Raw genomic sequence first — 17,349 nt, 5'->3', positions numbered from 1 at the left:
GTTGAATGAACGATGTTATTATTGCCCTGGATCATGCAAGTCGTGAGGAGGCCCTGGCTTTTCTCCAGAACTTTTCCGAACCTCTTTATGTGAAGATTGGCATGGAGCTCTTCTATGCCGAGGGGCCGGACCTGGTCCGAGAAATCAAAGCCATGGGGCACAAGATCTTTCTCGATCTCAAGTTCCATGATATTCCAAACACCGTGGCGGGAGCGGTGAAGAGCTGCCTTTCCCTGGATGTGGATATGCTCAATGTCCATGCCACAGGGGGACGGCGTATGATGGAAGCCGCCGCGAAAATGCTGCAGGATCTTCCCCAAAAACCTATTCTTCTGGCGGTGACCATCCTCACCTCCATTTCGGAGGAGACTCTCCGGGAGGAGCTCATGGTGGAGGAACCCCTGGAGGAGGCGGTGCTACGGCTGGCCACGCTGACCCAGAGTTCCGGCCTTGCCGGCGTGGTCTGTTCTCCCCTGGAGGTCCCCAAGGTGAAGTCCCGTCTGGGCAAGGCGTTTCTTACGGTGACGCCGGGGATTCGCCCTCTTTCAGAGGATGCAGGAGACCAGGCCCGGGTGGTGACCCCGGCCATGGCCCGGGAACTGGGTTCGGACTATATCGTGGTGGGCAGGCCCATCACCCAGGCAAAAGACCCCGTGGCAGCATACCAATCGATCAAAAAGGATTTTTTAGGAGAGGTGTAAGAATGAGAGAAATTGCTGAGGGACTGCTCGATATCGGCGCTGTAGCCTTGTCTGTGGACAAGCCCTTCACCTGGGCGTCGGGGATCCAATCCCCCATTTATTGTGACAACCGTCTCCTCCTTAGCACTCCGGCCACCTGGAAAAAGGTCATTGCCGCCATGATTGAGGTGTTGGAAAAGGAGTTTCCCGACGCCCAGTGTCTCATGGGCACGGCCACAGCGGGGATTCCCCATGCCTCTGTCTGCGCCTACACCATGAATCTTCCCGGCGGGTTTGTCCGGGGAAAAGCCAAGGACCATGGGAAGGAAAACCGCATCGAAGGAAGGGTGGCCCCGGGGATGAAAGTGGTGGTCATCGAAGATCTCATCTCCACGGGAGGTTCCTCCCTGGACGCGGTGAAAGCCCTGGAGGATGCGGGCTGTGAGGTGCTGGGCATTGCCGCCATCTTCACCTACGGCATGGAGAAAGCAAATCGGGCCATGGCGGAACACTCCGTGAAACTGGTGTCCCTGGCGACATACCCTGAGCTTCTTCAGGCAGCCCGGGAGAGCAGACGAATTAGTGGTGATGATCAGCGGCGTCTGGAGATTTTCATGGCGAATCCGGCCTCTCCCGACTGGATGCGCTGATTTCTTCAGAGGATTCCAGGACGTTTGGACGGGCTTTTGCCCGTCCTTTGTATTTCCTGCACAGAAAACCGTTTCATCTTTAGACATCCTGGGGGGAAACAAGGGCGAGAAAATCAAGTATAATGGGAATATCAGCTTAAGGAGAACGAGTATGCTTGAGAATTTTGTCTTCAGCGCCAGCAGTGCGCTGCCCATTTTTCTGGTGATGCTGGCAGGCTTCGGCATGAAACGCTGGAACATCATCGATGACGGATTTGTGCGTAAGGGCAATCAGGTGGTCTTCCTGGTGGCGCTTCCCCTGAAACTGTTCATGGATGTATCCACCAACGCCATCGGCGAGTATTTTGACCTGAAGTTTCTGCTGTATATTGTCCTGGGCACCATCCTCAGCGCCGGGGTTGCCTATGGCGTTGGACGGCTGGCGGTGAAGGATCATGTTCAACTGGGGGCATTCGTCCATGGCACTTTCCGGGGGAACTTCCTCTATGTGGGCCTGTCCCTCATGGAAAATGTCACGGGACGCATGGGGCTGAAAACCCCCCTGGCCATTGCCTTCATCATTCCCCTCTACAATATTCTGGGGGTGGTGGTGCTGTCCCTCCTGGACACCCATCGGGAACAGAAGGTAAACCTGGGGGAGATCCTTCGGAAGATTATCACCAATCCCTTCATTGTGGCCGTAGCCTTGGGCATGGTCTTTTCCCTCACCGGAGGACATCTGCCGGTGATCCTCACCCGGACCTTCACGTATTTTTCGAATTTAGCCACCCCCTTAGCCCTCATCGCCATAGGAGCCTCCTTCCGGCGGCAGGGCCTTGCCCGAAACTGGGGCCTTGGCCTGTTGGCAAGTTTTGTGAAACTTTTCCTCTTGCCCGGCCTTGCCGTTCTGGGGGGCGTATATCTGGGCTTTTCTCCTGAGGACCTTCTCCTCATCTATATCATCTTTGGGGTGCCCACCGCCACCACCACCTTTGTCATCACCACGGCCATGCACGGGGATGGGGATTTGGCCTCCAATATCATCCTCTTCACCACGATTTTGGCCAATTTCAGCATGACGCTCTTCATCTTTGTCTTCCGCCTCCTGGGGTATGTGTAAAGGTTTTTTCGCTGTTTAAGGTTTGACAAAAGCGGGGTTTGCCGATAAAGTAAATCTAGTTGAACGTACTCACTGAACCATTTGAGGAGGCTAGGCCATTGTCCATTTTAGAACCGGCGCTGGCGCAGAAATTTATCGATAAAACCGCAAAACATCTGGAATATAATATCAATATCATGAATGACAAGGGGATCATCATCGCCAGTAAAGATGCCACCCGCGTGGGGAATTTCCATGAGGTGGCTTTTCGGATGCTGGAGGGAACCCGGGACAGCGGGGTGGTGAAAGAGGATCAGCTCTACCTGGGCACAAAGCCCGGGGTGAATCTTTTCATCGACTATAAGAACCGCCATGTGGGAGTCATCTGCGTCACGGGAAATCCGGAAAATGTCCATTCCTTCGCCAATCTGGTGAAAACGTCCATGGAAGCCATGCTGGAGTATGAGATCCAGATGCAGAATGAACGGAAGATGAAGGACAAGACGGAGCAGTTTCTTTATTATCTCCTTTTTGACGAGGCATCGGATGAAGGCATAGCCGCCAATATGGCGGAAAAGCTCGATGTGGACCAGGCTATGACGAGGGTCTGTATGGTCATCAAATGGGATCCCGCCTTAAAGAGTCACCGGATTCTGGATGGGCTCCAAAAGGCAGAAGGGCATTCGCACCATGATCTTCTGACCACCGCCCGGAATGAGGACATTATTCTCCTGAAATCCCTGAGGGCAGATCCCGGAGAAGCCATTCGGGACTACAAGGAGAAAATCGAAGCCTATGTGGAAAGCTTCCTTTCCGATCTGCCCGAAGGGTGTTCCCGGGAGAATTTCCGGTTCTATGTGGGATCGCTGCAGAATCGCTTTCTCCATTACCGTAAATCCTTTCTCCATGCCCAGGAGCTCAGCCTTCAGGTGAAGGAAAAGCAGGGGATCTGCTACTTCAATGACCATGTACTGAACTATTACCGGAGCCTAGCCAACATCAAAGCCTATAACGAGGTGTTCAATGCCTATGAGGGACTCCTCTCCGAAGAAGAGAAGAAGCAGATGGTGGAGATTGTGGAAGCCCTTCGAAATAACAACTACAACATCGTCTACAGTGCCAAGGAGCTGTTCATCCATCGCAACACCATGCTGTTTCGCCTGAACAAGCTGAAAGAGATCCTCAATCTAGACCCCGTGCAGAAAGCCGAGGACCGGGAGTTTTTCAACGAACTGGCCTACTACTTCAAGAATAAGCGCTAAATCCTTCACAATTCGGAAATGAAGGGCAAAACTCTTGGAGAGCATCTCCCCAAGGGCCAAAACTGGACCGGATTGAGATGGTTTACACCCTTGGAATGACAATATTTCACAAACAAGCAAATTGTTGTACTCGGAATACAACGATTTGCTTTTTTTTTAATATCCCCGTCACATGTCCTTTTTGAAATCGGTCCCGTATAATGAAAACTGTCCAATGTAAAGCTTAACATTCCTGGAGATTGTTTGAGGCTTGACAAGAGAACGTGACAAAGGAGACGAAGAGATGAAATTAGGATTTATCGGTCTGGGCATCATGGGAAAGCCCATGAGCAAGAATTTGGTGAAGGCGGGCCATAAACTGGTGGTCTGTGACTTCAATGCCTCATCGGTGGAAGAACTTGTGGCCCTGGGCGCCACTTCCGCAAAAAATGGGGCAGAAGTAGCTGCCCAGTGTGATGTGATCATCACCATGCTGCCCAACTCCCCCCATGTACGCACCGTGGCTCTTGGTGAGAATGGAATCCTCGACGCAGCAAAAGAGGGAACGATCCTCATCGACATGAGTTCCATCGATCCCACGGAAAGCCAGGCCATTGGCGCTGCGCTGAAGAAGAAGGGGATCCGCATGCTGGATGCACCGGTTTCCGGCGGAGAACCCAAGGCCATCGATGGCACCCTGTCTGTCATGGTGGGCGGCGAGCGAGCTGATTTTGACACCTATTACGAACTGCTGAAGGTCATGGCAGGCTCCGTGGTCTATGTGGGCGAACTGGGGGCGGGGAACATCGCCAAACTGGCAAACCAGATCATCGTGGCTCTCAATATCTCCGCCGTGGCCGAAGCGCTGACCTTCGCCCAAAAGGCCGGGGCCAGTGCTGATCTGGTGTACCAGGCAATTCGCGGAGGCTTAGCCGGTTCCACCGTGCTGGATGCCAAGGCCCCCCTCATGATGGACCGCAAGTTTGATCCGGGATTCCGCATCGAACTGCACATCAAGGACCTGAACAACGCCCTGAATGCGGGCCATGCCGTTTCCGCTGCCCTTCCCCTGACGGGACAGGCCATGGAAATCATGCAGACGCTGAAGGCCCATGGCTATCAGAAGGAAGATCATTCCAGCATTCTGAAGTATTATGAAAAACTGTCCAATGTGGAGCTGACCCGGTAATTCTTCGGAATCACCGGAAAGCAGAAGGAGGAAATGATGACACCAACGATAACAAAGATGGAAGTCTTCCCCGTGGCGGGAAAAGACAGTATGCTTCTTAATCTCAGCGGAGCCCATTCCCCTTACTTTACCCGAAACATCGTCATTCTCACGGACAGTGAAGGAAAGACCGGCGTGGGCGAAGTTCCCGGAGGGGAAAAGATCACGAAGGCGCTGGAAGGGGCCAAGGCTCTGGTCATCGGCACCTCCGTGGGCGACTATAAGAACACGCTGCTCAAAGTAAAAGAAAGCCTCCAGGGCAAAGAGGACGACGTGCGGGGAGCCCAGACCTTTGATCTGCGCACCGGAGTCCATGTGGTCACCGCCATCGAAGCCCCGCTCCTGGATCTTCTGGGCAAGCACCTGGGTGTTCCCGTGGCCTCGCTTCTGGGCGAAGGCCAGCAGCGGGAAAGCGTACGGATGCTCTCCTATCTCTTCTACATCGGAGACCGGACGAAAACCGATCTTCCCTATGACAGCCATCCGGAAGAGGAGACCGACTGGTACCGGCTTCGCCATGAGGAAGCCATGACTCCGGAAGCCATAGTGGCTCTGGCCAAGGCAACCAAGGAGAAATATGGATTCCTCGACTTCAAGCTAAAAGGCGGAGTCATGGCCGGGAAGGAAGAGATGAAGGCCGTCAGGGCTCTGAAAGAAGCCTATCCGGAAGCGAGAATCACCCTGGATCCCAACGGCGGATGGCTCCTCAAGGACGCGGTGGAACTTTGCAAGGGAATGCATGGCATTCTTACCTACTGTGAGGATCCCTGCGGTGCAGAAGGTGTCTTCTCCGGACGGGAGATTCTGGCGGAGTTTCGGCGAGCCACGGGGCTACCCACGGCGACGAACATGATCGCCACCGACTGGCGGGAAATGGCCCATTCCGTAGCCCTGCAGTCCGTGGACATTCCCTTGGCGGATCCACACTTCTGGACCATGTCCGGTTCTGTCCGGGTAGGGCAGATGTGCCATGAGTTCGGCCTCACCTGGGGATGCCATTCCAACAACCATTTCGATATCTCCTTGGCCATGGTGGCCCATACGGCTGCGGCAGTGCCTGGAGAAATCAATGCCATCGATACCCACTGGATCTGGCAGGAAGGGCTGGAACGCCTCACAGTGAAGCCCATGGAAATCGTCAACGGCTGCATTGAGATCCCCAAAACACCGGGTCTCGGCATCGAAGTGGACCGGGATCAGGTCCTGAAAGCCCATCAGCTCTACCTGGACAACTGCCTCGGGGCGCGAAATGATGCCATCGGCATGCAGTATCTGATTCCAGGCTGGAAATTTGACGCCAAGCGGCCGTGTCTCGTCCGCTAAGCACACATTCACCTTTTGTCTTGGGCAACCAAGTGTATAGAGGAAAGATTATTTAGGGGGAAAAAAAGAATGAAAAAGACGATGAAGAAACTGTTCGTCCTGACCTTGCTGATCATGGTGTCCCTGGGGGCCTTCGCTGGATGCAAAAAGACGGTGGAGAACTCCTTCAAGGGGAAGAATGTCCGCGTGGTCATTGGATCCACATCCACCACGGGCGACTCCTACCTCATTGCAGACACCGCTATGCGTTATCTGGCCAAAGCCATTGCGGCCAATACCAAAGTTGACGCCGTAGGCGCAGGCCCTGCTTTTGAAGCTATCTCCACGGCCAAGGCCGATGGAACCACCATCATGATGTTCCATGACATGACCTACCTGGGCATTTCCTTCGGTGCTTTCGAAGACAAATATGCCCTGGAAAACATGGTGGTCGGACCCCGTATCGGGACCAACCCCGGATCCCTGTTTGCAGCCCTTTCCACTGCACCCTATGACGACATGAAGGAAATGGCGGACTACCTGAAGGCTAACCCTGCAGAGATCGCAAGAGTTGCTGTAGAAGCCGGCGGCGTTTCCCATATCGGATTCATCTCCTACTATGAGTGGGTTGTGGAAGAGTACGGCCAGGATGTGGCAGACCGCATTCAGGTGGTTGTGGGCGGATCCACCGCTGAAAAGTCCCAGATGCTCTGGGATGGCAACACGGACGTGATCTTCGCCGACTACAGCTCCCTCCTTCAGTACACCGCCGATGGCGTGGATGCCAAGTTGAAGATGAAGTTTGTGGGCGCTCTGGATGAAATCGACGGCGTCGATATGCCGACCTTCAAGAGCATGGGCGTTACCCTCAATGGCGAGCCCTTCTCCTTCTCCAAGGATTTCATCATCTACCTGCCCAAGGGAACCGATCCAGCCCTCGTTGCTGAGCTGGACAAGGCAGCAGAAGAAATCTCCAAGAACCCCGAGTTTATCGAAGCCATGGGCAAACTGGAGTACAAGGTGGCCTTCAAGCCCTCTTCTGAAACCGATACCTACATCAAGGCCAAGCGTGATTCCCTGGATGCTCTCATTCAGGCAGCACCTTCCCTGGATGACCTGACCGTGAAGTAAACCCTAAAACTCATGGGGGCTGTGAACCATGGCCCCCATTTTCCATTAATGTGCAAAGGAGCAAGAAAATGCCGGACATCAAATTGAAAATCGTCCATTCCCAGTCCCATACGGTTTTCCCCAAAATCGTCTTCTGGATCCTGGTCATCCTGGCTTGTGTCATTGTCATTCAGACGGTACTGAAAGCCAAGAAGGAAAATCGAAAGCTCTTTGACTTCAAAGGAAAGCATTTCTTTGAGGAAAATTACGATAAAGTGAAATTATTCGGCACATTGGTGCTGCTGGTCCTCTACCTGGTGCTCATGAATGTCCTGGGCTTCATCCTGGCCAGCATCCTCTTCATTGGACTTTTCAACATTCTGTATGATGGAAAGTTTGGGAAAAAAGACCTTCTGGTTTCCTTCGGCATTTCCGCCGTGGAGACGCTCCTGGTCTGGTTTGTTTTTGGCTATATCTTCAGTATCACACTGCCTTAAAAGGAGGTTACGAACGAAAATGTTTGAATTCGGAATTGTCCAAGTACTAGTCTCCCTCCTGGGTGTGGTCATCGGAATTATCTTCGGGGCACTCCCCGGCATGACGGCCACCATGGCCGTGGCCATCTTCCTGCCCTTGACCTATGCCTATGATCTGGGTACCTCCATGTATCTTCTCTTAGGCCTCTATGTGGGCGGCATCAGCGGAGGTCTTGTTCCGGCCATCCTCATCAATATTCCCGGAACTCCATCTTCGGTTACCACCGGATTTGACGGTCACCCCATGGCCAAGCGAGGAGAAGGCGTTCGGGCCTTAAGAATCGGGATTACGGCTTCGCTCATGGGCGGCATCATCAGTTTGATCGTGCTGGCCTTGTTTACCCCCATCTTAGCGGATTTGGCCATTAAGTTCTCTGCCGTGGAGAAGTTCCTCATCATCCTCTTCTCCCTGACCATCATCGCCGCATTGTCCAAGGGAAAGATGACCCTGGGCATCTTCGCGGGTTTTCTGGGGGTCTTTATCTCCCTCATGGGCATCTTCCCGGATAACCAGACCATCCGTATGGTTCCGACGATGTTCCGCACCGGCCTAAGAGATGGATTCCAGCTTCTTCCGGTGCTCATTGGGCTCTTCGCCTTCTCCCAACTCTTTGAAGAATCCGAACTCGGGATGAAACAAGCTATTATGGGCGAAAATGTGCTTCGCGGAGAGCAAACGAAAAAATTCCATATCCGGGATTTCAAGGGGCAGCTGGTGAATGTGTTCCGTTCCTCGAGCATTGGCACCTTCATGGGAATTCTTCCGGGCATCGGCGGAAGCGCTGCATCACTTCTGGCATACTCCCAGGCGAAAACCTGGTCCAAGGAGCCGGAGAAACTGGGTACCGGAGCGGTAGAAGGCCTGGTGGCCAGTGAATCCTCCAACAACGGACTCACCGGCGGAGCCCTGGTTCCGCTTCTTTCCCTGGGTATCCCCGGAGACAGCACCACCGCCGTTCTTGTGGGCGCCTTTATGCTCCAGGGCGTTCAGGTGGGCCCCCTCTTCATCACCCAGAATCCAGTACTCTGGAACACCATCCTCTTTGCCCTGTTCCTGGCGAACATCCTCATGTTCCTTGTCATGTTCTATCCCATCAAGTACCTGGCGAACATCATCAAGATTCCCAAAGCCCGTCTTTACCCGGCGATCATCCTTCTCTGTGTGGTGGGAGCATTCTCCACACGAAGCGGAAATCTCGTGGATGTCATCACGCTGCTGATCTTCGGTATCGTGGGGTATATCTTTGCCAAACTGGGCGTTCCGGTGACCACGTTCCTCATTGGGTTTATCCTGGGCCGTGACCTGGAGAAGTATTTCATCGACTCCCTGAAGGGATCCGGCGGAAGTCTTTCCGTATTCTTCTCCCGCCCCATCGGAAACTGGATCTGGGTTCTGATCCTGGCTTCCCTGGCCTATGCCTTCTATGACAACCGACGCTACAGCAAACAGCAGAAAATGCTGGCCGAAAAAACTAAGGAAGCAATAGAGGCCTAAGATCCCAGGACATCCTTCCGAAAAATCAGGTTTGATTTTGGGCAGGATGTCCTTTCGCTTCTTGGGAGCCTCATGGGTTTAGAATAAAGGAGATCGTATGGAAAAAAGAATAGAAAAACCAATTCTAATCCGCGTCCATCCCCAGGATAACGTGGAGATCGTGGTCAATGAGAAGGGAATCCCTGCAGGAACCCTGATCCATGACCAGCTGGTGGCCCGGGAGCATATTCCCCAGAGCCATAAAATTGCCTTGAAAGACTTTGCCGCCGAAGAAGAGATCATCCGTTATGGTGAGGTCATCGGCTACGCCAAGGAGCCCATCGCCAAAGGAAGCTGGATCGATGAGCATAAAGTTCGTCTGCCCCAGGCTCCCGAACTGGAAGCCCTCCCCGTGGCCACTAGGATTCCGGCAGAGCAGTCACCCCTTTTGGGATACACCTTCCAGGGGTATAAAAATCCCGATGGCACCGTGGGCACAAAGAACATGCTGGGCATCACCACCACCGTGCAGTGTGTGGAAGGGGTTCTGCGCATCGCCGTGGAGGAGCTTAAAGCGCTTCTGCCCCGGTATCCCCATGTGGATGGCATCATCCCCATGTACCACAGCTATGGCTGCGGGGTGGCCATCAACGCCCCTGACGCGGTGATTCCCATTCGGACGATTAAAAATCTGGCGGAGAACCCCAATTTGGGCGGCGAACTCCTCATGGTGGGGTTGGGCTGCGAAAAGCTCGTTCCGGAACGGCTCTTCCTGGACATTCCCCAGGATAACCTGGTGCTTCTTCAGGAAAGCATGGGCTTTCGGCCCATGGTGGAGGAAATCAAGGCGAAGGCGGTGAAGATTTTGGAGCGGCTCAATACCAGAAGACGGGAAGTGTGTCCCGCATCGGATCTGGTCGTGGGACTTCAGTGCGGCGGCAGTGACGCCTTCTCCGGTGTGACGGCTAATCCGGCCTTGGGCTATGCGGCAGATCTTTTGGTCCGCGCCGGAGCGACGGTGCTTTTCTCGGAAGTCTCGGAAGTGAGAGACGGCGTGCATCTTCTGACCCCCCGAACCATCAGCGCGGAGGTGGGCCAGAAGATGAAGGATGAAATGGCCTGGTATGACCATTATCTGGATCTGGGCTCCGTGGATCGCGATGCCAATCCCACCCCGGGCAACAAGAAGGGTGGGCTGGCCAATGTGGTGGAGAAAAGTCTGGGCTCCATCGCCAAATCCGGCACCAGTCCCATTGTGGATGTGCTTTCCGCCGGTGAAAAAGTTCGGAAAAAAGGACTGACCTTTGCGGCTACTCCAGCCAGCGACTTCGTCTGCGGCACCTGTCAGCTGGCTTCCGGCATCACCCTGCAGGTCTTCAGCACGGGACGGGGAACGCCCTATGGCCTGGCCATGGCCCCGGTCATCAAGGTTTCCACCCGGACTGAACTGGCCACCAAGTGGCATGATCTCATCGACATCAATGCCGGAACCATTGCCACGGGGGAGGCCACCATCGAGTCCGTGGGCACGGATCTGTTCCACTACATTCTGGCGGTGGCCAGCGGGGAGAAAAAGACCTGGGCGGATCAGTGGGGGATTGAGAATGCCCTCTGTCTTTTCAATCCGGCTCCCGTGACCTAAACTGCGGGCTATGATACGATACAGGTAGAATGAATAACCCCAAAGAGCGGGGGCTCTTTGGAGAAGGAGTACGACATGCTGAAAATGGAAGATCTCAAGGGCGTCATTCCGCCCATCATCACCCCGGTGGATGACCAGGAAAATGTGGATGAAAAGGGCCTCCGGGCGGTCATTGAACATGTCTTGGCCGGCGGCGTCCATGGCGTATTCGTCATGGGCAGCAATGGTGAGTTTTATGCCATGGATGAGGAAAACCAGCGGCGGGCCGTGGCCATCACGGTGGATGCGGTGGGGGGACGGGTCCCGGTTTATGCGGGGATTGGCGCCATCACCACCAAGGCCGCCATTCGGGCAGCGCAAAGTTTCGAGGAACTGGGGGCCGATGCCCTGACGGTACTGACCCCCATGTTCATTAAGCCCAATGAGGAGGAAATGTATGGGCACTTTGCCGCCATTGCCGCGTCCACGGCACTGCCCATTCTCATCTATAACAATCCCGGAAAGACCACGAATAACATTTCCGTAAAACTGCTGGAAAGACTGGCTCACATCGACAACATCGTGGGCATCAAAAACACCAGCATGGATTTTGCCCAGACGGTGGAATATCTCCGGGTCACCCGGGAGATCCCGAACTTTAAAGTGCTCAGCGGCATCGACTACTATATCTATGCCACGTTAGCCTATGGCGGCTCGGGCTGCGTGGCCGGTACGGCCAATGTGGCGCCGGCCCTGGTGACGGAAATCTACGAAAAGTTCATGGCTGGGGATCACGCCGGTGCCCTGGAAGCCCAGATGCGGCTGATTCCCCTGCGCAATACCTATGACTACGGCAGTTTCCCCGTGGTCATGAAGGACTGTCTCAATGTCATGGGAATTCCCGTGGGAAGCCCCGTTCGGCCCATCACCTCCTGCACGCCAGAACGTCTGGAAGCCCTCCGAAATGTTTTGGCGGACCTCAATCTCCTTCCGAAGGAGGAAGCGTAATGGGAACCTTACGGGAAGATGCCCAAACCATCATCGCTGAATCCATCAAAGAAGTGCTCCCGGAAGCGGCGGTGATCAAAGCCCTCCAGGAAAAGACCTTTCCCGGAAAGGTCGTGGCAGTGGCCATCGGCAAAGCTGCCTGGAATATGGCCAAAGCGGCCAAGGACACACTGGGCGACCGTCTGGAAAAGGGCGTAGTTGTGACGAAATACGATCATTCCCGTGGGGATATTGCCGGCTTTGAGATCATTGAAGCCGGACATCCCATTGCCGATGAAAACTCCGTCCTCGGGGCCTCCAAGGCCCTGGAGCTGGTGCGGGATCTGGGGTCGGAGGATACGGTGGTCTTTCTGGTCTCCGGTGGAGGATCCGCCCTCTTTGAGAAACCCATGAAGGGGGTGCTCCTGGAGGACATCATGGATGTGACGGATCAGCTCCTGAAAAGCGGCGCAGACATCGTGGAGATCAACACCGTACGCAAGCATCTGTCCGCGGTGAAGGGCGGTAAATTTGCCTCCCAGTGCGGAAAAGCCAAGATCTTTACCATCGTCCTTTCCGATGTCATCGGAGACCGCCTGGACTCCATCGCCTCGGGACCGGCATATCCGGACAGTTCCACTTCAGAGGAGGCGCTCCTCATCGCGGACCGGTACAATCTGCAGCTTTCCGAAGAAGTTCGGCAGGTGCTGATGATCGAGACCCCCAAGGTGGTGGAAAACTGCGAAACGGTCATCACCGGCAGCGTCAGCGAGCTCTGCAAGGCCGCCGCCAAGGCCGCCTCCGCGTTGGGCTATGAACCCTATCTCCTGTCCTCCACCGTGGATGGGGAAGCCCGGGAAGTGGGCCGATTCCTGGCCGCCCTGGCCCGGGAGATCCGCCGGGGAACTTCCACCCTAAAGCCCCCTTGTGCCCTCATTGCCGGGGGAGAAACCGTAGTTCGGATCAAGGGAACGGGAAAGGGCGGACGGAACCAGGAACTGGCTTTATCGGCAGCCCTGGGCATTGCTGGTCTTAATGATGTGGTGATCTTTTCCGTGGGCTCCGATGGCACCGATGGTCCCACGGACGCTGCTGGGGGTATGGTGGATGGATCCAGTGTCCAGCGGATGCGCCATGCAGGGAAGCTTCCCGAGGTGCATCTCGACGAGAATGATTCCTACCATGCGCTAAAGAGTATCGGGGATCTTCTGGTCACCGGTTCCACGGGAACCAATGTCAATGACCTCATGGTGGTCCTTGTTCGGGAAGAATAACCCTTGTGGGGTTTGTCCTCCCGTGATAAAATGAAAACTAGTTTTGGGAAATGGGGGAGGGGACACCTGGCAAATGCTGGGGGTCCCCTCCGGTTTCCTTGATTTGAGGAGGTAAACGAGATGAAATATGTGCGGCAGATGGGGTTGATCCTCTTTATGGCGTTCATCGGGGAAGTTTTAAATAAGGTTGTGGGGATACCGCTGCCGGGAAGTGTGTTGGGTCTCTTGCTCCTCTTGGGCTTTCTCCTTACGGGGATCGTAAAGCTTACACAGGTGGAAGAGGTCTCCGGTTTTCTCCTGTCCCATCTAACCCTATTTTTTGTGCCGGCGGGCGTGGGGCTCATGACGGTGGCGGGAGCTCTGGCGAAAAACTGGCTGGTTCTACTGCTGCTGAGTATCTTCACCACCCTTCTGGTCCTCACCGTCACGGCGCTTACGGTCAAGGCTTTAAGGAGGAAGACATCATGAAGAATCTCACCGCGCAGCCTCTTTTTGGGTTCCTGCTTTCCATCGTTGTTTTTGAACTGAGTCTGCTCCTTCAGCGGCGTTTTCGTTCACCGCTTCTCAATCCGCTCCTTCTTTCCATGGCCGGAATCATTTTTCTTCTCCGGCTCACGGGAATTCCCTATGAGGACTTTGTCCTGGGCGGGAGTCTTTTGACCTTCTTCATCGTTCCCGCCACGGTGGTGCTGGCGGTGCCCCTCTACCGCAACTTTGAACTGCTGAAGAAAAATGCCCTGCCGATTCTCGTGGGTATCGGGGCAGGATCCCTGGTCAATATCCTCAGCGTTTTCTTTCTGTCCAAGGCCTTGAAGATCGAGGAACCCCTCATGCTTTCTCTGCTCCCCAAATCCGTCACCACGGCCATCGGGGTGGAACTTTCCCAGACCCTTGGGGGAATTCCCCAGATCACCATCGCGGCCATTGTGGTGTCCGGGATCACAGGCGTCATTGCCGGACCCTGGATCTTCAAAGTCTTCAAGGTGGAGGATCCCGTGGCCAAAGGCGTTGCCTTTGGAACAGCGTCCCATGCCCTGGGGACCACCAAGGCCATGGAAACGGGTGAGGTGGAAGGGGCCATGAGCGGTCTTTCCATCGGCATTGCCGGTCTCATCACCGTCCTTCTGACCCCGATTATTCTCCAGCTCTTGCAGTAAGAAAGAGGATTCCTCTTAAAGCAGAGGAAAAGCGCTGTGGCCCCCAACAGGGAGACCGCAGCGCTGAATATAAAAAAGAATCCCGCCGGCAGAAAGCACTCTGCTTGGCGGGATATTTTTAGTTTCCGATGATTCTTCGGGCACCGACAATACTGTAGTTGTTCACGTGCCAGGTGATGGAGGAAATTCGCACCACATCGCCGGGCTTAGGCGCATGGATCATCATGCCGTTGCCCACGTAGATGGCCACATGGGTGACCCGGGACTCGCCAAAGTAGAGGAGATCGCCAGGCTGAGCCTGGGAAATGGGCACATACTTGCCGATCTTCGCCTGATCTCGGGAGACTCGGGGAAGATTCACGCCAAAGTGGGAGAAGACAATCCGGGTGAATCCGGAGCAGTCGAGACCTGCGGTGGTGTTTCCACCCCAGACATAGGGAATTCCCAGGAAGTTTTTGGCGTAAGCCACGATTTCCGCGCCAGTGGCGGAGGAGGAGACCACGCTTCCGCCGGTGTTCACGGAGGAGGAGCTCGTCTTCTGGGCAGCCAGAGCGGCTTCCCGGTCTCGCTGGGCTTTTCGGGCAGCAAGGATGGACTTGGCCTTTTCAATGAGGTTCACGACCTTCTGGTCGGCGGATTCCGTGATAATATGGGTGCGGATTTCCCGCAGATCATTGATGGCGGCCTGGAGCTGGGCATCGGAGCTACCGGAAGCGTTGATGATCGCTTCATTGCTCCCCACCAGGTAGACTTCCATCATGGACAGATCGCTCATGATCTTGTCCTCTTCAGCCTTCAGCTCGGCCATTTTGGCATCGCTTTCGGATTTCTTCACTTCCACCTGGGCAAGATTGGCTTTATTTTCTTCATTCAGGGCATTTTCTTCATCGATGTTTTTCTGCAGGGCATCGTTTTTCGCCTGCAGCTCATTTTTCAGATCTTCGATCTCCTGGAGCATCTGTCGATCGATTTTCGCGATTTTGATCACGGCATCGGTGCGTGCCACAAAGTCAGCGATGCTTTCGGCTCCGAGAAGGGCGCTGAGGATTCCGCCGTTGCCCTGCTTGTACATGGCCCGGAGACGCTCCCCGTATTCCGTTTCTTTCTCCAGAAGGGTAGCCTGGGTGGTGACAATTTCGGCTTCCACCTGGGCTTTATTGGCTTCAATCTCGGCGATGCGGGCATTGGCCTCATCGATGAGTGAAGTAATGTAGGTAATATCATCCAAGATGACATCCATATCCTTATGCAGGGCATTGATCCGTTCCTGAATGGCATAATACTGATCCTGCTGCGTTTCAATATTGGTTAAGGTTTCACCGGACACCGGCGAGGCATAGGCCATCTGGACAGTTCCGGAGAAGGTTAAGCCGGCCACGAGGGCGGCGATCACTTTCATTCTGATTTTCTTCATGGTGTACCCCTTTTCGATTGATCCTAACTTTTCACAAGGCTCAGTATAAGGGGAAGATGTGGTGAAGTTATGAAGAAATGGTAGAATGCAGCAGAGGAAGTGGGAAAAGAAGGCGTTAAGCCTTGAAAATCAAGGAGTTTTCGTGGAATTGTGAAAAGTGAGTTTATCCGGAACTTTTTATTGAGACAGGTACATTGTCCCGGGTTTTTGAAGAGGACAGGAAAAAGCCTGCCCGTGTAGCCGGGCAGGCGATCATTCTGTTTAGCGTTGCCAGGAGTGGACTAGAATCTTCGGGCACCCAGGATTCGGTAGTTCTTCAGGTGCCAGGTCATATCCTGGACCTTGATGGTTTTTCCGGGAGCCGGGGCGTGGATCATCATGTTGTTGCCCACATAGATGGCCACATGGGAAACGGAGGAGTTTCCAAAGTACAAGAGGTCACCGGGCTGGGCCTGGCTGATGGGCACATAGGTGCCGGTTTTGGCCTGTTCCCGGGATACCCGGGGGAGAGAGACGCCTACTTTGCCGAAGACATACTGGGTAAATCCCGAACAGTCAAAGCCACTGGGGCTGGAACCGCCCCAAACATAGGGGACGCCAATGTATTTGTAGGCTTCATTGAGAACCGCACTGCTGGAGTAGGAGGGCGCTGCTGGGGCCGTTGGCGCCTTGGGCGCCTGGGCAGCACTGCGTTCCCGGGCAAGCTTCCGTTCGCTGAGGATCCGCTTGCCTTTTTCGATGAGTTCCACCACTTCCTCGTCGGCGGCTTCCGTGATGATTTGGTTACGGATGTTTCGAAGCTCGGTGATGGCGGCGCTGATCTGCTCATCGGTGGAAGCGCTGTCATTGATCACCGTCTTCCCATGATTCATGAGATCTTTCTCAGAGGTAACCAAATCCTTGGCAATTTTTGCCATTTCCGTTTCCATGGCGGCGTTGGTGGCTTCAGTTTCGGTTTTCTTCTCTTCCAGAAGGAGAAGGTCTGCTTTGTTCGCGGCATTCAGCGCCTGAAGGGCATCCACTTCGGCTTGAAGCTCAGCTTTTTGCTCGTCGAGCTCGGCTTTCATCGCTTCGATTTCGCTGAGCAGCTGCCGGTCGATTTTGGCCATTTGGATAATGGCATCTGCCCGGGCGATGAGATCGGCCAGACTATCGGCACCTAAAAATGCGCTGAGTATTCCTCCGCTGCCCTGCATATACATGGCCCGGAGCCGCTGACCGTACTCTTCGATCTTCTGATCCAGCCTTTGGGCGGTTTCGCGAATTTCCACCTCTTTCGCCTGAACCCGTGCATCGGCTTCGGCGATCTTTCCGTCAGTCTCTTCGATTTTGACCACCAGATCGGTGATTTCATCTAATAGGACATCCATTTCCAGATGAAGTGCGGTGATTTTTTCCTCAATGGCAAGATACTCCGCCTGCTGCTGGCTTAAGGGCGGAGGGGTGTCAACGGACACCGGGGTGGCCAGGACGGGAGCAAATGCTCCGAATAGGGTTGTGCTAGCAAGGACGCCCGCAAGGACTTTCAACTTGAAATTCTTCATGGTGTTCTCCGATCATATCCTATTCTTTGATTACATTTTGGTTACACTCCAAT

General features: G+C 54.4%; 16 protein-coding genes. 14 read left to right on the top strand and 2 right to left on the bottom strand.

Features of this window, described 5'->3' with window-relative positions; all coding sequences use genetic code 11:
- Nucleotides 1–5: 5 nt before the first annotated feature.
- The 14 genes from pyrF (at nucleotide 6) to KCG48_RS01510 (ending at nucleotide 14,338) form a co-directional block, all read left to right on the top strand.
- Complete coding sequence (gene pyrF / locus KCG48_RS01575) at nucleotides 6–701, top strand: orotidine-5'-phosphate decarboxylase (protein WP_211799529.1); 696 nt, start codon at nucleotides 6–8, stop codon at nucleotides 699–701.
- 2 nt (nucleotides 702–703) lie between these two features.
- Nucleotides 704–1,330 carry an orotate phosphoribosyltransferase gene (gene pyrE / locus KCG48_RS01570; RefSeq protein ID WP_211799528.1) on the top strand — a complete coding sequence of 209 codons (627 nt, stop codon included), beginning with the start codon at nucleotides 704–706 and terminating at the stop codon, nucleotides 1,328–1,330.
- A gap of 151 nt (nucleotides 1,331–1,481) precedes the next feature.
- Nucleotides 1,482–2,429 (top strand): AEC family transporter, encoded by a 948-nt coding sequence (locus tag KCG48_RS01565; RefSeq protein ID WP_211799527.1) that lies wholly within the window; start codon nucleotides 1,482–1,484, stop codon nucleotides 2,427–2,429.
- Between the two features lie 98 nt (nucleotides 2,430–2,527).
- Nucleotides 2,528–3,670, top strand: coding sequence for a CdaR family transcriptional regulator (locus tag KCG48_RS01560; protein WP_211799526.1), 1,143 nt, complete (start codon nucleotides 2,528–2,530; stop codon nucleotides 3,668–3,670).
- A gap of 283 nt (nucleotides 3,671–3,953) precedes the next feature.
- Nucleotides 3,954–4,838 carry a 2-hydroxy-3-oxopropionate reductase gene (gene garR, locus KCG48_RS01555; RefSeq protein ID WP_211799525.1) on the top strand — a complete coding sequence of 295 codons (885 nt, stop codon included), beginning with the start codon at nucleotides 3,954–3,956 and terminating at the stop codon, nucleotides 4,836–4,838.
- A 33-nt stretch (nucleotides 4,839–4,871) separates the two neighbouring features.
- The gene (locus tag KCG48_RS01550; RefSeq protein WP_211799524.1) at nucleotides 4,872–6,200 is read left to right on the top strand and encodes an enolase C-terminal domain-like protein; all 1,329 of its coding nucleotides are present in this window, start codon (nucleotides 4,872–4,874) and stop codon (nucleotides 6,198–6,200) included.
- A gap of 69 nt (nucleotides 6,201–6,269) precedes the next feature.
- Nucleotides 6,270–7,310: a tripartite tricarboxylate transporter substrate-binding protein gene (locus KCG48_RS01545; RefSeq protein ID WP_211799523.1), complete on the top strand. Its 1,041-nt coding sequence runs from the start codon at nucleotides 6,270–6,272 to the stop codon at nucleotides 7,308–7,310.
- Nucleotides 7,311–7,378: 68 nt separating this feature from the next.
- On the top strand, nucleotides 7,379–7,786 hold the full coding sequence (locus KCG48_RS01540) for a tripartite tricarboxylate transporter TctB family protein (protein ID WP_211799522.1): 408 nt from the start codon (nucleotides 7,379–7,381) through the stop codon (nucleotides 7,784–7,786).
- Nucleotides 7,787–7,805: 19 nt separating this feature from the next.
- Nucleotides 7,806–9,320, top strand: a complete 1,515-nt coding sequence (locus tag KCG48_RS01535; protein ID WP_211799521.1) for a tripartite tricarboxylate transporter permease — start codon at nucleotides 7,806–7,808, stop codon at nucleotides 9,318–9,320.
- A gap of 97 nt (nucleotides 9,321–9,417) precedes the next feature.
- The gene (gene garD, locus KCG48_RS01530; protein ID WP_230976936.1) at nucleotides 9,418–10,941 is read left to right on the top strand and encodes a galactarate dehydratase; all 1,524 of its coding nucleotides are present in this window, start codon (nucleotides 9,418–9,420) and stop codon (nucleotides 10,939–10,941) included.
- Nucleotides 10,942–11,016: 75 nt separating this feature from the next.
- Entirely contained in the window at nucleotides 11,017–11,928 is a 912-nt protein-coding gene (gene dapA, locus KCG48_RS01525) for a 4-hydroxy-tetrahydrodipicolinate synthase (protein WP_211799520.1), read from the top strand.
- Nucleotides 11,928–13,181: a glycerate kinase type-2 family protein gene (locus KCG48_RS01520; protein WP_211799519.1), complete on the top strand. Its 1,254-nt coding sequence runs from the start codon at nucleotides 11,928–11,930 to the stop codon at nucleotides 13,179–13,181. The genes dapA and KCG48_RS01520 overlap by 1 nt, the downstream gene beginning before the upstream one ends.
- Before the next feature lie 120 nt (nucleotides 13,182–13,301).
- Nucleotides 13,302–13,649, top strand: coding sequence for a CidA/LrgA family protein (locus KCG48_RS01515; protein WP_211799518.1), 348 nt, complete (start codon nucleotides 13,302–13,304; stop codon nucleotides 13,647–13,649).
- A complete protein-coding gene (locus KCG48_RS01510; protein ID WP_211799517.1) occupies nucleotides 13,646–14,338 on the top strand; it encodes an LrgB family protein in 693 nt (230 codons plus the stop codon). The genes KCG48_RS01515 and KCG48_RS01510 overlap by 4 nt, the downstream gene beginning before the upstream one ends.
- Before the next feature lie 118 nt (nucleotides 14,339–14,456).
- Here KCG48_RS01510 and KCG48_RS01505 read toward each other — a convergent pair whose 3' ends face one another.
- Both KCG48_RS01505 and KCG48_RS01500 read right to left on the bottom strand, forming a co-directional pair.
- Nucleotides 14,457–15,752 (bottom strand): C40 family peptidase, encoded by a 1,296-nt coding sequence (locus tag KCG48_RS01505; RefSeq protein WP_211799516.1) that lies wholly within the window; start codon nucleotides 15,750–15,752, stop codon nucleotides 14,457–14,459.
- A 281-nt stretch (nucleotides 15,753–16,033) separates the two neighbouring features.
- Nucleotides 16,034–17,296, bottom strand: coding sequence for a C40 family peptidase (locus KCG48_RS01500; RefSeq protein ID WP_211799515.1), 1,263 nt, complete (start codon nucleotides 17,294–17,296; stop codon nucleotides 16,034–16,036).
- Between the last annotated feature and the right edge of the window lie 53 nt (nucleotides 17,297–17,349).

Source organism: Proteiniclasticum sediminis, assembly GCF_018128025.1.
Lineage (GTDB): Bacteria > Bacillota > Clostridia > Clostridiales > Clostridiaceae > Proteiniclasticum > Proteiniclasticum sediminis.
This window is presented reverse-complemented; position numbering and strand designations above follow the sequence as displayed.

Excerpts from the sequence above, each read along its gene's own strand:
- garD (WP_230976936.1), top strand. The coding sequence starts at position 9,418 with ATGGAAAAAAGAATAGAAAAACCAATTCTAATCCGCGTCCATCCCCAG.
- KCG48_RS01535 (WP_211799521.1), top strand. The coding sequence starts at position 7,806 with ATGTTTGAATTCGGAATTGTCCAAGTACTAGTCTCCCTCCTGGGTGTG.
- pyrF (WP_211799529.1), top strand. The coding sequence starts at position 6 with ATGAACGATGTTATTATTGCCCTGGATCATGCAAGTCGTGAGGAGGCC.
- KCG48_RS01500 (WP_211799515.1), bottom strand. The coding sequence starts at position 17,296 with ATGAAGAATTTCAAGTTGAAAGTCCTTGCGGGCGTCCTTGCTAGCACA.
- KCG48_RS01565 (WP_211799527.1), top strand. The coding sequence starts at position 1,482 with ATGCTTGAGAATTTTGTCTTCAGCGCCAGCAGTGCGCTGCCCATTTTT.
- KCG48_RS01505 (WP_211799516.1), bottom strand. The coding sequence starts at position 15,752 with ATGAAGAAAATCAGAATGAAAGTGATCGCCGCCCTCGTGGCCGGCTTA.
- garR (WP_211799525.1), top strand. The coding sequence starts at position 3,954 with ATGAAATTAGGATTTATCGGTCTGGGCATCATGGGAAAGCCCATGAGC.
- KCG48_RS01515 (WP_211799518.1), top strand. The coding sequence starts at position 13,302 with ATGAAATATGTGCGGCAGATGGGGTTGATCCTCTTTATGGCGTTCATC.
- KCG48_RS01510 (WP_211799517.1), top strand. The coding sequence starts at position 13,646 with ATGAAGAATCTCACCGCGCAGCCTCTTTTTGGGTTCCTGCTTTCCATC.
- KCG48_RS01540 (WP_211799522.1), top strand. The coding sequence starts at position 7,379 with ATGCCGGACATCAAATTGAAAATCGTCCATTCCCAGTCCCATACGGTT.
- dapA (WP_211799520.1), top strand. The coding sequence starts at position 11,017 with ATGCTGAAAATGGAAGATCTCAAGGGCGTCATTCCGCCCATCATCACC.
- pyrE (WP_211799528.1), top strand. The coding sequence starts at position 704 with ATGAGAGAAATTGCTGAGGGACTGCTCGATATCGGCGCTGTAGCCTTG.
- KCG48_RS01520 (WP_211799519.1), top strand. The coding sequence starts at position 11,928 with ATGGGAACCTTACGGGAAGATGCCCAAACCATCATCGCTGAATCCATC.
- KCG48_RS01550 (WP_211799524.1), top strand. The coding sequence starts at position 4,872 with ATGATGACACCAACGATAACAAAGATGGAAGTCTTCCCCGTGGCGGGA.
- KCG48_RS01545 (WP_211799523.1), top strand. The coding sequence starts at position 6,270 with ATGAAAAAGACGATGAAGAAACTGTTCGTCCTGACCTTGCTGATCATG.